Here is a 12,681-nt window from a genome sequence, read left to right as displayed (position 1 = left end):
CCACAGCGCCCTCGGTTGCCCCAGGCTGAATAATTGCGCTTGAATATCTGGCTGTCCTTGAGGCCTGCGCACCGCGGCCTCCTTCCGGCGCTTCCTGCAGCGATTGACGGCACCTCGCCGCAAGGGCCGCTTTCGCTCCGCGCGGGAGGCACTCCGCGCGCTGGATTCTCCCACCGGCGCGTGGGGGCGCTGGCTCCGGTCGGTAGGGGGCGCGGCCATCCTGGCCGCGGGGGATGCACGTGTTGCATCGGATGGACATGGCGCATCAGCCGCCGGGGAATTGAGCCCACCTTGCCGTCTCATGCCCGTTCGGCATGGTCTGACATCGGCACATGACGCGCCGGCACATGACGCGCCGCCTCATGGCGCGACTTACCTTGCCAGCGACCGGGTCACGGCCAACCTCGGACCCGGCGAGGGCTTGCCTCCGAACGCATTCGGCCCGTCGAGCCGAAGCAATCTCATGCGAGGTTGATTCGCCCGAGGCAACCTTCACGGGCAACACGTGTTCGTTCCTGTGTAGGACCACAGCGGTTTCGGCAGATGGCCGCAGATGCCTCAACCCGGCCCTCGCCCAGAGGAAGCGGAATGGCGGCACGGGCGAAACCTGTCTCTGCCCGGCTACTGCGCCTGCGTCGGGCGCAGCGTCGCCAGGAAGCGCCGCACGTCCTGTTCGAATCGCTCCGCCTCCTCGAGGTAGGGGAAGTGGGCGCTGTTCTCGTACTCGAGGTAGGTGCCGTGCGGGAGCGCCTCGGCGAGCGCGCGCGAGGTCTCCGGGCCGATGGCCCGGTCGTGCCGCCCGATGATGACGAGGGCGGGCGCCTGCACCCGTGCATGGCTCGCGAAGCGGTAGGCCTTCAGCTCGCCGCCGAAGAGTGCTCCGGACAGCTCGCCCGTGTTGCGCAGCCCGCTCCGCGCGTCCACGCGCTCCATCTCCTCTCGCTGGCGCGCATCCACCCACTGCATGCGGTCGAAGAAGCCCTTCGTGTCCAGGCCCTGCAGCGCTGTCATCACCTGCTGGAAGCCGGCCTCCTCCCCCTGGGGCAGCGTGCGCGCGTGCCACTCCTCCAGGGCGCGCGCCCAGCTGCGGTAGGTCCCAGGGGCGTCCGAGAAACCATCCACCACGATGAGCCCGGCCACGGCCTCCGGGTGGCGCGCCGCGTACTCGAGCGCGAGTGTGCCGCCGAAGGAGTGGCCCATCACGACCCAGCGCTCCACGCCCAGCGCGCGGCGCAGCGCCTCCACGTCCGCCACCAGCGTGGCCAGCGCGTAGTCCCGGGTCCATGGGCGCTCGGAGCCTCCGCAGCCCCGCTGGTCGAGGTACACCATCCGCTCGCTGTCCTCGAAGCGGCGTCCCGTCAGCTGCGCGAAGCTGAAGCTGTTGTAGCCGGGCCCTCCGTGCAGGAAGAGCAGCGGGGGGCGCCCCGCGCTGCCTCGCCCTCCGATGCGGTAGTGGAGCCGGACGCCGTTGAGGACCCGGTCGTACTCACCGGGCGCGAGCGCAGAGGGGGACGTCGTGCCGCGGGGGCCATGGGTGCAGGAGAGTGCCAGGAGGAGCCCGGCGACGAGGGTGAGCCTGATCATGCGCGGCACCATACGCTGCTGCCCGGGACGGGGCAGCAGCGAGGCGCGGATGCACATGGCCTGCCCCCAACATGGCCGCTATCTCGCCGATACACCGGAATTTCCACGCGCGGCCCCTGCACCTGGATGTGGTCGGTGCCTTCCGCCTCCACCCAGATGCGGCCGGAAGACGCGGTAGCGGCCTGGACGTTCATGCCCATGTCGGGCCGAAGCCAGCACACGCGAGAGGGGCCCTGTCGACGGGGCGAATCCAGGGAGGGCCCGGACCCCGGTGATGGCGCGCATCGGATGCCCTGAAAACGCCACGCCCCGGTACTCCAGGAAAGGAGTACCGGGGCGGGCGTCACGCGGTCAGTGGCTCACTGCTCCGGGTTGATTTCGCGCACGGACATCCACTTGAAGTCCACGTCCCTGGCGCTGTCCCAGCGGAACACGGCGATGGGGCCACCCCAGGTGATGGGCATGCCGTTCACGGCGCCGCCGCAATGCTTGGAGTCACCCCCCCAGCTGCCCGAGTCCACCATGTCGTAGACCTTCTTCCAGGTGACCTTGTCGGCGTTCTCGTTGAGGTACATCTCCAGGCGCACGGCGTCCTTGCCGTTGACCTTGGTATTGCGCATCACCGACTTGAAGCCCACCCAGCGGCCCCGCAGCGCCGAGGTGCCGGACTTGTACGACGACTGGTCGTAGGAGACGTGCCACGACTCCTTCTGCCAGCGCACGCGGCCGTCATAGTGCAGCGAGCCCTTGTAGCTGCTGCCCTCGCACCCCGAGTGGTTGTCGTTGTGCTTGCCGCCGCGCGCGTACCACGCGAAGTTGTCCGAGTTGTCCGACACGGAGTTGACCTTGATGAAGCCGGTCATCTCGATGTTCTTCCAGTCGTTCGCCGCCTGCATGTAGCCGCGGCTGGCCAGCACGTCGCGGTCATACGTCGGAATCTTGGACGCGCTGTAGCCCGTGGAGGTGAACACGGACATGCGCACCTTGCTGCTCTTCATCTTCCAGGAGCCATCCGAGTTGCGGGTGATGGTGTCCTGTGGGTCGAAGCGCTTGTCGGACGTCGCGTTGTCCGCGAGGAACCACTGCTCGCCGCCCGACTTGGTCGGGTAGAGCATCGTCACGCCGAACTTGTCCTTGCCCTGCTGGCCGGGCGGGTCGGTGGGCGTTGGCGGGGCCGAGCCGGTGCCGGGCTTCATCTCCGCGATGCTGGCCCAGGTGTTCATCGTGCTGCCGTTCACGGTGATGCGCACGTAGCGCGCGCTCACCGGGGAGAACGTGTAGCGCTCCAGCGCGGCGGTGGTGCCGGACGACTTGCCGGAGTACACCTGCGTGAAGGCCGTGCCATCCGTGGAGGTGGAGATGAGGAAGTTGTTGGCGCGCTCGTCGCCACGGTGCCAGCCGATGTCCACGGCGCCCAGCTGCGCCACCGTGCCCAGGTCGCCGGTAATCCACTGTCCCACGCCGTCGCTGGACCAGCGCGTGGCGGGGTCGCCGTCGATGGCGTTGGCGGGGACGTTGCCGTCATCCCCGCTGGCGGCGGCGGAAGTGAAGCGCTCGGGGGCGTCGGCGGGCGGGGTCGAGCCGGTGCCGGGCTTCAGCTCCGCGATGCTGGCCCAGGTGTTCATCGTGCTGCCGTTCACGGTGATGCGCACGTAGCGCGCGCTCACCGGGGAGAACGTGTAGCGCTCCAGCGCGGCGGTGGTGCCGGACGACTTGCCGGAGTACACCTGCGTGAAGGTCGTGCCGTCCGTGGAGGTGGAGATGACGAAGTTGTTCACGCGCTCGTCGCCACGGTGCCAGCCGATGTCCACGGCGCCCAGCTGCGCCACCGTGCCCAGGTCGCCGGTAATCCACTGTCCCACGCCGTCGCTGGACCAGCGCGTGGCGGGGTCGCCGTCGATGGCGTTGGCGGGGACGTTGCCGTCATCCCCACTGGCAGTGACGGACGTGAAGCGCTCGGGGATGTCGGCGGGCGGGTTCGAGTCGTCGGTGACGGCCGCCAGCTCCGCGATGCTGGCCCAGGTGTTCATCGTGCTGCCGTTCACGGTGATGCGCACGTAGCGTGCGTTCACCGGGGAGAACGTGTAGCGCTCCGGCGCGACCGTGTTTCCGGACGAGCTGCCGGAGTGCACCTGCGTGAAGTTCGTACCGTCCGTGGAGGTGGAGATGACGAAGCGGTTGACGCGCTCGTTGCCACGGTGCCAGGAGATGTCCACGGCGCTGAGCGATTTCACCGCGCCCAGGTCGCCGGTGAGCCATTCTCCCACGCCATCACTGGACCAGCGCGTGGAGGGGTCGCCGTCGATGGCGTTGGCGGGGACGTTGCCGTCATCCCCACTGGCGGTGACGGAGGTGAATCCCCCGGCGGCTAGCGCGGGCGTCGCGACCGCAAGGGCAGTCAGCGCGAGCACTCGGGCGGGCTCGCGCAGGTGCATCCATCCCCCCCGGGATGAGGTCCTGTGGTGTGGATTCAAGTTGATACCTCAAGTGAGACCACCAGGAGCCACGACCCACCGGGCGGACAGTGCCGGACCGGCGCGCCGCGATCCCCCAGCGGCGCGTTGGCTTCCAAACCGCAGGTCCGCGCCCCGTCAGCGACCCACGCCCCGCGCTGGGCGTCTCGCTTCCGTCAGGACCGGCGGTGCTTACGACTCAACAGCGGTGTTGCGGGCGCGAATACCCTTTCACCTGATAGGGAATTCCCATTGCCATTTCCTCAATTGATATCGAGCCAGCCTTGCCATCCCGCCTTGCAGACAGGCGAGCAGCAATCCCTCTCAGTCTCGTTGGAAATTCTCACCACTGCTGCGGATGCGCCCTCCAATCTCAACCCCTTCCCGCCGCGGCGGTGATTCGACAGCGCCTTCCCCCAGGCAGGAGGGGAGGAGGCGAGGGTGGCGCCCCAGGAAGCGGTGAGGAAGGAGCCGAAGTGGGAGAGGAGGCCGCGAGTGGACCGGGCAGAACTGCAGAGGAGGAGCTCCGCCTTCGACGTATTCGCCTGTGCGAGGAGTGGAGACAGGCTGATGCAGGCGGGGGGACTCGAGATGCTGAAGCACCAGGGCCTGGTCTCTCCAGCGGGCCCTGGGGCGGGCTGGCATCGTCAGTGACTGGAAGCTCATCCGCCGCAAGGCGGGATATCAGGAAGAATCAGATGAGGCCGAGGCGAAGCGCTGCCCCCACTGCGCCATGCGCCTCAAGACGAAGCCGAATCCGGCTGCGCTTCCACCACCAGTGTGGCACCTGCGCCTCGTTGCCCGTCCAGTCCGGAGCGAGCCCGGTGGTCGTGGCGAGCGTCCTGCGGCACTCGGACCCGAACCTCACCATGCGGCGCTACGCCCATATGGACCCGGCCTACCTGCGCCAGGAACTCAACAAGCTGTTCTTCGCTCCCGCCTCCTGGCAGCAGCCGCCGGAGGTGCAGCGGGCGCGAGCCGGGGGAGGGGCGCGGGGGGACGGGCTTCTCGCCGTTTGCCGCAGCCTTGCTGCAAGACGTCCCGAGGCCCTGAAACACGAAGGCCGGTAGCCCCGAGTTTCCTCGAGAGCTACCGGCCTTTGTGAGTGAGCGGCGGACCGGGTTCGAACCGGCGACCCCGAGCTTGGGAAGCTCGTGCTCTACCAGCTGAGCTACCACCGCAGGCGAAGCAGGGCGCAAAGTACGGGCCGCCCCGTGGCTTGTCAACGGGAAGTGGCGGGCTACTCGGACTCCTCGACGGTGAGCTGGTAGGAGTCCTGGAAGTTGGACTCGCGGTTGCGTGCGTCGCGGACCTCGAAGACGTAGACGCCCGGCTCGGCGCTGTAGCGGATGCTCTCCGCCTGGTCTCCCTTGGCCCGGTCCGCCGTCTGCACGAGCGACAGCTTCCCGTCCGGCTGGACGCGGTGCAGGTACAGCCCCACGTCGACCTTCAGGATGCCCAGGAGCGTCGCCCGGATGGGCGTGCGCACCGGCCGGTCCGACAGGTCCAGGCGGAAGTAGTCGGTGTCCTTTACCGGATACACCGTGCCTCGCACCGGCTGCCCGAGCGTCAGGTCCTGCGCCCGGTCCACGCTGTTGTTGGGCTCACGCTCCTCGCTGCCGTTGTCCGGCACGGTGGTGATGGTGATGCGGTAGGGCTGTTCGGCGTTCTCGAAGTCCTTCACCCACTTGCCGTCCACCTTGCGCGACGCGCCCTCCACGCGGAAGTAGCAGGCGCCGTTGCAGGCCACGTTGTTGAGGCGCTCGGGCTCCTTGATGGCGCCGTCGTTGGCGCGCAGCAGCACCTTCTCCTTGCCCGCGTCCTCCTCCGGGGGCTCCACCATGGAGAGCACCAGGTCCAGCCGCTCCACGCCGGCCAGCTCGACCTTCGCCAGCACCGGCTCGGACGTCTTCAGCACGAAGTGGTCCACGTCGCCCCTGGGGGCCAGGAAGCCCTCCCGGTAGCCCCCGGCCGTCACCGGCGTGGCCTTGTGGAGCTCGTCGTTCGGCTCCAGCTCCGCGCTGGCGCCCGCCTCCTCCTGCGACACGGTGAGCGTGTAGGGCATGGTGGCGTTGAAGGTGCGGCGGGCGTCCTTGCCCGTCCCCACCCAGCTCGTCTTCACCACGACGTAGACGACCCGGTCATTGGCGCGCACGCCGATGTTGCGCAGGGACAGCGTCTCGCCCTCCTTGCCGCGCAGGGAGAACAGCGGTGCCTCCGCGGCGGACAGCACGGACAGCTCGGGCCGGACGCCGTCCACGCCGGTCAGCTCGATTTTCAGCGCCACCGAGGGCGGCTCGGGGGGCACCGGCGGCGTGCCGGCGTCCAGCGCCAGCGCTCGCGCGATGGCCGCGCCCACGACTTCGCCGCCCGTGGGCGGTGGCTCGCTGCCCGCGAAGGTGCCTTCCACGGTGGGGGAGGGTGGGGCCTCCTCGCGTCCGAAGACAGCCGCTCCCTCCCCGCTGGGCGAGCGACCCTCCTGTCCGTCCATCCCCTCGCGCCATTCGCCAGGGTCCCCCTGGCCCGCGAGGCTCCCGGCCCCGGTGTTGCCCAGGCCGTGCTGCGAGTCGGGCCCTCCGACCCCGGTGGTGCCCGCGCCCTGCTGTCCGTTCAGGCTCCCGGCCCCGGCGCTGCCCAAGCCGTGCGAGCCGCTGAGGCTTCCTGGCCCGGTGCGGCCCATGCCCTGCTGGCCGTCGGGGCTTCCGGTTCCGGTGTTGCCCATCGCCGGCTGCCCGTTGAAGTTTCCGGCCCCGGTGTTGCCCAGCCCATGCTGCGAGTCGGGGCCGCCCGCTCCTTGCTGCGGGCCGGGGAACCCGCCGGTGCCGTCCTCGGGCGAGCCGTTGGCGCCGGGCGCCCCCAGCCCCTGCGGCGCGGATGGGGCGCTGCCATCCCCGTTGCCGGAGGGCGCGGCACCTTCTCCGCTCATGGCCTGCGTCGGGTCGGGCAGCTCGATGCGGTACCAGTCCTCGTCGCCGGCGTGGCCCAGGAAGGCCGTCACTGTCTGACCCAGCGGCAGGTTCACCGCGTCCACGGCCCGGTCATTCGGCTCGCGCTCCTCGCCGTCCTCGGGCACGCGCATTCGGACGTCGAGCGTGTACGCCCCGCCCACGCCCTTGCGCGCGGGCACCACGCGGATGAATCGCTCACCATCGACATAGAGGTTGGGGAAGCGCTCCGGCTTGCCCGCGCCCTCGCTGTTGACGCCCACCAGTCGGTTGCGGTCGCGGTCGTACACCTCGAAGGTGATGTCGCCCCCTGGCAGGCCGGAGACGGTGACCTCGACGATTCGGGGCGAGGAGGGCGCCAGCCGGTACCAGTCTTCATCCGCCTTGTTCGGCTGCGCGGTCAGCTCCGCGCTCACCGTGCTGTTGCGGGTGAGGTCGAGCGCCTGGTCGGGCCTTTCGTTGGGCTCCTGCTCCGTGAGGGCGGATGGTCCGGTCTCCACCGGGCCCGCATCCGGAGCTTCCGGCGCCTTGTCTTCCTTGCAGGCGGCCAGCATCAGCCCCAGCACACAGACCCACCCCCAACGTCTCATCACGGTCTCCTCCAGAACAGGCCGTCATCCTTCCCGTAGGCCATGGCGTGTCAAGCACCCCAACACCCGCGCGGGTGCTTTCATCCGCGGCGCCCCGGCCTCTCCATGTATCCCTGGACTGGAGCACTGTGTGCGAGGCGATCAAAGATGGGAGCGTATGCGACGCCTGCTCCTCGCTCCCTTCCTGCTTGCCACCACGGCTCACGCCGCCCCCAACGTCCCTCCCGGCTACGTCCAGACCGCCGACTGGCTCGAGCGCACCAGCCAGCCCGAGCGCTACGGGCCGCTCAATGTGCTCGATGGCCGCGACACCACCGCCTGGTGCGTCGGCGGTGATGCGCCCGCCTCCTTCACTTTCGGCTTCAAGGAAATCGTCACCGTGGACGAGGTGCGCGTCTACACGGGGGACGGGACGGACCGGGCCGCGTTCAAGGCCCGCGCGCGCGCGCGCAAGCTCACCATCACCGGGGTGAAGGAGGCCCGCAGCGTCAGCGTGGAGGACAAGCGTGGGCTCCAGGCGGTGCCGCTCAAGCCCGCACTGCGGGGTGCCCGCTTCACCCTGGAAGTGTCCGAGCGCTTCCAGGGCGCGAAGGACGACGCGCCGGTGTGCGTCACCGACATCATCTTCTACTCGGGGGGCAAGGCCCTCAACGGCACCTGGCTGGCGCCGAAGCTGCGCTACAACGCCCGGCTCGCGCCGCTGTTGGGCACCTGGTTCGGCGGCCTGAAGGGCGCGCCGCACCGGTTCCTGTCGTTCTACCTGGACGGAACCTACAGCTTCACCGAGGAGCCCCTGGAGGGAGAGGTGTCCTCCACCGTCAGCGGCGCGTACACGCTGTCCGGGGACAAGCTGTCCCTGGAGGTGCCGCCACACGGACGGGTGACGGTGCGCTTCCCGAAGGGAGACACAGAGGGCACACGCGCGCCGGACGCGTCACTCGAGTTCGAGGGTCCCGTGGGCGAGGCCTGGGGACGCGAGTTCCGCAGCCAGCGCTGAGGAGACGGGCTGGCCGCCGCCCGCCGGGCTTCCCGGGCCGCGGCGGTCCGCCTACAGGGCGGCCATCTTCCGCTTGCCGCCGAAGTGGCGGAAGAACTCGATGATCTCCTCGACGGCAACCTTCACGTCCGTGGCGTCTCGGAACTCGGATTCCAGGAAGATGCCGCCGCAGGACTCGCAGGTGTCGTAGTGGAGCGGGTGCTGACGGTCCCCACCGTCCACTCGGACGAGGTCGACCTGGCACTCGGGGCACTGACCGGTCAGCGCCTCCGCATCCACCTTGCCGCCCTGGCTCTCCAGCCCGGGGAGGTTGTTGTGGAGCAGGACCCGGTTGAGGTCCGCGACGTCAATCCACAGCCCGCCGCACTCTCCACACTTTCGCAACGTCTGATCATCCCCCTCGAGATCGGACATCTCGACGTTGCAGCTGGGGCAATCCATGGGCCGGTTCCATTCTCCTGTTGGGGGGGAGTGGTGTTCTCCCCAGTCGATTGGAGAATGATAGGTCGCGCGAAAATTCGGATGCAACCCGCCTTGCAGCTTCTGTTGGCAACGCGCCGTCTCGTCGCCCCCCGGCCCCTTCGGCCTACGCCTTCTCGCGGCGGATGTCCGCGCCCAGGCCGCGCAGCTTGCGCTCCAGGCGCTCGTAGCCCCGGTCCAGGTGATAGACGCGGCTGACGTCGGTGCGCCCCTCCGCTCGGAGCCCCGCGAGGATGAGGGACGCACTCGCCCTCAGGTCCGTTGCCATGACGGGCGCGCCGCTCAGGCTCTTCACGCCCTTCACCACCGCCGTGTGCCCCTGGATGGTGATGTCCGCGCCCAGGCGGTGCAGCTCGGGCACGTGCATGAAGCGGTTCTCGAAGATGTTTTCGCTGATGACGGACGTCCCCTGACTGACCGACATGAGCGCCATCAGCTGGGCCTGCATGTCCGTGGGGAACCCCGGATGCTCCGTGGTGGTGATGTTCACCGCGTTGAGCCGGTCCGGGGCCTTGCAGCGCAGGCCGCCGCCCTCGGCGGAAATCGTGCACCCGGCCTCGCGCAGCTTCTCCACCACCGCGTCCAGGTGCTCGGGCACCACGTGCTTCACCAGCACGTTGCCGCCGGAGATGGCCGCCGCCACCAGCAGGGTGCCGGCCTCGATGCGGTCGGGGAGGATGGCGTGCTCCACCGGCATCAGCCTGTCCACGCCCTCGATGGTGATGATGGACGTGCCCGCGCCCTCGATGCGCGCGCCCATCTTGTTGAGCACCTTGGCCAGCTCCTCGACCTCGGGCTCGCGGGCGCAGTTCTCCATCACCGTGCGGCCCTTGGCCAGCACCGCCGCCATCATCACGTTCTCCGTGCCGGTGACGGTGATGACGTCGAAGTTGACGGTGCCGCCCTTGAGCTGCTTCGCGGTGGCTTCCACGTAGCCTTCCGTCAGGTGGATGTCCGCGCCCAGCGCCTTCAGGCCCTTGAGGTGCTGGTCGATGGGCCGGGCGCCGATGGCGCAGCCGCCCGGCATGGACACGCGCGCCCGCCCGAAGCGGGCCACCAGCGGACCCAGCACCAGCACGCTGGCGCGCATCGTCTTCACCAGGTCGTACGGCGCCTCCGGGGTGATGTGGCCGTTGACGCCCACATGGCACACGTCCGGCTTCTCGGCGTGGCGCTCGGCGTCGCAGCCCATGGTGCGCAGCACCTTGAGCATGGTGGCGACGTCCGCCAGGTCCGGCACGTTGCGGTAGGTGGAGGTGCCATCCGCCAGCAGCGCCGAGGCGAGGATGGGCAGTGCCGCGTTCTTCGCGCCCGAGGCCTGCACTTCTCCGTGCAGCGGCTGGCCGCCCTTGATGACGATCTTGTCCATGGTTCCCTGCGTCTCAGCCCTGTGGCCCGCTGGCCACGGGCTGTGTCCCAAAAGCCATTCGTTCCCGCCGCTCCAGGTCCTTCTCCACTCTGGCGTCCGCGTATCCCGCGGCCCGCAGGAGCTCCAGGACGGCGGGGCCCTGGTCCTCACCAATCTCCATTGCAAGGAGGCCGCCAGGCTCCAGCCACTGGCGCGCGCCCGTGACCACGCGCCGCACCGCCACCAGGCCGTCCGGTCCGCCGTCGAGCGCCAGCTTCGGCTCGCGGCGCACCTCGGCGGACAGGCCGGGGATGTCCCCGGAGGCGATGTACGGCGGGTTGGACACCACCACCTGGAAGCGCGCGTCGGCCGGCACCGGGGCGAAGAGGTCGCCCTGCAGCACCGTCACCCGGTCCGCCACGCCCAGGGCCTCGGCGTTCTCCCGCGCCAGGGCACACGCGTCCGGCGACAGGTCGGTGGCGATGACGGTGGCCTGGGGCCGCTCGGCCGCGAGGCTGATGGCGATGCAGCCCGAGCCCGTGCACACGTCCAGCGCGCGGCCCGGCGCGTCCCTGGGGAGCGCGCGCAGCGCCGCCTCGACGAGGAGCTCCGTCTCCGGCCGCGGAATCAGCACCCGGGCGTCCACCTTGAAGGGGCGGTTGTAGAACTCCCGCATCCCCGTCAGGTACTGCGTGGGCTCGCCGGCCATGCGCCGCTCGATGAGGCCACGGTAGGCGCCCAGCTCGTCCTTGGAGAGGGGGCGGTCCAGGTCCACGTACAGCCGGACGCGGCTGAGCTTCAGCACGTGCGACAGGAGGATTTCCGCGGTGAGCCGCGGGGCATCCACCTGCCGCTTCTCGAAGTGCTGCGTCGTCCAGGCGAGGACCCTGCGGATGGTCCAGGGCTCGCTGCTCATGCGGAGGGCTTCGGGCCGCCGGCCGTCTGCGCCTTGAGCGCTTCGGCCTGGTAGAAGGTCCGGCAGGCGGTGATGACCTCTTCCACGTCACCGGCCATGACGCCCGGCAGGTTGTGCACCGTGAGGCCGATGCGGTGGTCCGTCAGCCGGTCCTGCGGGAAGTTGTAGGTGCGGATCTTCTCGCTGCGGTCGCCGGTGCCCACCTGGGCGCGGCGGGCGGAGTCGCGCTCGTTGCGGATGCGCTCCTGCTCGATTTCGTAGAGCTTCGCCCGCAGCATGCGCATGGCCATGGTGCGGTTCTTCAGCTGGCTCTTCTCCTGCTGGCACTTCACCACGATGCCCGTGGGGTGATGGATGAGGCGCACCGCGGAGTCCGTGGTGTTGACGCTCTGTCCGCCCGAGCCCGTCGAGCGCATCACCTGCATCTCGATGTCCGCCGGGTTGATGTGCACGTCCACGTCCTCCGCCTCCGGCATCACCGACACCGTGATCGTGGACGTGTGGATGCGGCCCTGCGTCTCCGTGGCCGGTACGCGCTGCACGCGGTGCACGCCGGACTCGTACTTCATGCTGCTGAAGACGGCGTCGCCCGACAGCGTCACCGTGGCGTCCTTCACGCCGCCCGCGTTGCCCGGGCTCATGTCCAGGATTTCCGCCTTCCAGCCCCGGCGGTCCGCGTAGCGGAGGTACATCTGCATGACCTCCTCCGCGAAGAGGGCCGCCTCGTCGCCGCCCGCGCCAGCCCGGATTTCCAGGATGACGTTCTTGTCGTCGTTCGGGTCCTTGGGCAGGAGGAGAATCTTGAGCTGGGCCTCCAGGTCCTCGCGCTGCTGCTTCAGGCCGGGCAGGGCCTCGCGGGCGAAGGCCTTCTCGTCGGCGTCACCGTTGCCGAGCCAGGTCTCCACCTCGTCGAGGTCGGCGAGCACCTTCCGGTAGGTGCGGAAGGCCTCGACCAGCTTTTCCAGGGCCGCGCGCTCCTTGGACACCTTCTGGAGCCTCGCCGAGTCGGCGAGCACGTCGGGGTTCGACAGGTCGGCGGTCAGGCGTTCGAACCGGCGCTCGACGTCTTCGAGTTTGTCAATCATCGTCGTTCCGGGGGGTATTGCCCCTTTGCCGGCCCTCTGGCAAGGGCGGGCAGAGTCAAGAAAATCCTTGGACGCTTGGGCGGGAGCATGAAAAAAGGCCGCCCTCACCGCGCTCTGCGGTCGTTTTTCACATCACCACACGGAGTCCTTCCACATGCCCGCCCAGAAGGGAAATCGTTCCAAGAAGAAGGTCGCCAACCGCGCCAAGGGCCGGAAGGCCCAGCTGAAGCGCCGCCGCAATCGCGCCAAGAAGGGCCAGTCCAACAACAAGGTCTAGCGCGTG

General features: G+C 69.3%; 9 protein-coding genes, 1 tRNA gene and 1 pseudogene. 2 read left to right on the top strand and 9 right to left on the bottom strand.

Features of this window, described 5'->3' with window-relative positions; translation table 11 throughout:
* Positions 1-621 precede the first annotated feature (621 nt).
* From VZL07_RS01115 to VZL07_RS01095, 5 genes and pseudogenes are all read right to left on the bottom strand, one after another.
* Complete coding sequence (locus tag VZL07_RS01115) at positions 622-1,584, bottom strand: alpha/beta fold hydrolase (RefSeq protein WP_426753450.1); 963 nt, start codon at positions 1,582-1,584, stop codon at positions 622-624.
* Between the two features lie 359 nt (positions 1,585-1,943).
* The gene (locus tag VZL07_RS01110; RefSeq protein ID WP_426757214.1) at positions 1,944-3,209 is read right to left on the bottom strand and encodes a discoidin domain-containing protein; all 1,266 of its coding nucleotides are present in this window, start codon (positions 3,207-3,209) and stop codon (positions 1,944-1,946) included.
* Positions 3,192-4,019: pseudogene (locus VZL07_RS01105) on the bottom strand (discoidin domain-containing protein); the annotation flags it as partial. The gene VZL07_RS01110 and the pseudogene VZL07_RS01105, both read right to left, overlap by 18 nt.
* Before the next feature lie 1,126 nt (positions 4,020-5,145).
* Positions 5,146-5,218 (bottom strand) — tRNA-Gly (locus VZL07_RS01100).
* A 59-nt stretch (positions 5,219-5,277) separates the two neighbouring features.
* A complete protein-coding gene (locus VZL07_RS01095) occupies positions 5,278-7,572 on the bottom strand; it encodes an ABC transporter substrate-binding protein (RefSeq protein WP_426753449.1) in 2,295 nt (764 codons plus the stop codon).
* Between the two features lie 157 nt (positions 7,573-7,729).
* Here VZL07_RS01095 and VZL07_RS01090 point away from each other — a divergent pair, with 157 nt between their 5' ends.
* On the top strand, positions 7,730-8,569 hold the full coding sequence (locus tag VZL07_RS01090) for an NADase-type glycan-binding domain-containing protein (RefSeq protein WP_426753448.1): 840 nt from the start codon (positions 7,730-7,732) through the stop codon (positions 8,567-8,569).
* Positions 8,570-8,620: 51 nt separating this feature from the next.
* On the opposite strand, the gene VZL07_RS01085 is transcribed toward VZL07_RS01090, so the two are convergent.
* From VZL07_RS01085 to prfA, 4 genes are all read right to left on the bottom strand, one after another.
* Complete coding sequence (locus VZL07_RS01085) at positions 8,621-9,010, bottom strand: zf-TFIIB domain-containing protein (RefSeq protein WP_426753447.1); 390 nt, start codon at positions 9,008-9,010, stop codon at positions 8,621-8,623.
* 145 nt (positions 9,011-9,155) lie between these two features.
* On the bottom strand, positions 9,156-10,418 hold the full coding sequence (murA, locus tag VZL07_RS01080) for a UDP-N-acetylglucosamine 1-carboxyvinyltransferase (RefSeq protein ID WP_426753446.1): 1,263 nt from the start codon (positions 10,416-10,418) through the stop codon (positions 9,156-9,158).
* Between the two features lie 13 nt (positions 10,419-10,431).
* Complete coding sequence (prmC, locus tag VZL07_RS01075; RefSeq protein ID WP_426753445.1) at positions 10,432-11,313, bottom strand: peptide chain release factor N(5)-glutamine methyltransferase; 882 nt, start codon at positions 11,311-11,313, stop codon at positions 10,432-10,434.
* The gene (prfA, locus tag VZL07_RS01070) at positions 11,310-12,398 is read right to left on the bottom strand and encodes a peptide chain release factor 1 (RefSeq protein ID WP_426753444.1); all 1,089 of its coding nucleotides are present in this window, start codon (positions 12,396-12,398) and stop codon (positions 11,310-11,312) included. The genes prmC and prfA overlap by 4 nt, the downstream gene beginning before the upstream one ends.
* A 154-nt stretch (positions 12,399-12,552) precedes the next feature.
* Here prfA and VZL07_RS01065 point away from each other — a divergent pair, with 154 nt between their 5' ends.
* Entirely contained in the window at positions 12,553-12,675 is a 123-nt protein-coding gene (locus VZL07_RS01065; protein ID WP_002637587.1) for a hypothetical protein, read from the top strand.
* The last annotated feature ends 6 nt before the right edge of the window (positions 12,676-12,681 follow it).

It is taken from the genome of Pseudomyxococcus flavus, from assembly GCF_050038885.1.
Classification (GTDB): domain Bacteria; phylum Myxococcota; class Myxococcia; order Myxococcales; family Myxococcaceae; genus Myxococcus; species Myxococcus flavus.
This window is presented reverse-complemented; position numbering and strand designations above follow the sequence as displayed.

Excerpts from the sequence above, each read along its gene's own strand:
- VZL07_RS01115 (WP_426753450.1), bottom strand. The coding sequence starts at position 1,584 with ATGATCAGGCTCACCCTCGTCGCCGGGCTCCTCCTGGCACTCTCCTGC.
- VZL07_RS01110 (WP_426757214.1), bottom strand. The coding sequence starts at position 3,209 with ATGAACACCTGGGCCAGCATCGCGGAGCTGAAGCCCGGCACCGGCTCG.
- VZL07_RS01095 (WP_426753449.1), bottom strand. The coding sequence starts at position 7,572 with ATGAGACGTTGGGGGTGGGTCTGTGTGCTGGGGCTGATGCTGGCCGCC.
- VZL07_RS01090 (WP_426753448.1), top strand. The coding sequence starts at position 7,730 with ATGCGACGCCTGCTCCTCGCTCCCTTCCTGCTTGCCACCACGGCTCAC.
- VZL07_RS01085 (WP_426753447.1), bottom strand. The coding sequence starts at position 9,010 with ATGGATTGCCCCAGCTGCAACGTCGAGATGTCCGATCTCGAGGGGGAT.
- murA (WP_426753446.1), bottom strand. The coding sequence starts at position 10,418 with ATGGACAAGATCGTCATCAAGGGCGGCCAGCCGCTGCACGGAGAAGTG.
- prmC (WP_426753445.1), bottom strand. The coding sequence starts at position 11,313 with ATGAGCAGCGAGCCCTGGACCATCCGCAGGGTCCTCGCCTGGACGACG.
- prfA (WP_426753444.1), bottom strand. The coding sequence starts at position 12,398 with ATGATTGACAAACTCGAAGACGTCGAGCGCCGGTTCGAACGCCTGACC.
- VZL07_RS01065 (WP_002637587.1), top strand. The coding sequence starts at position 12,553 with ATGCCCGCCCAGAAGGGAAATCGTTCCAAGAAGAAGGTCGCCAACCGC.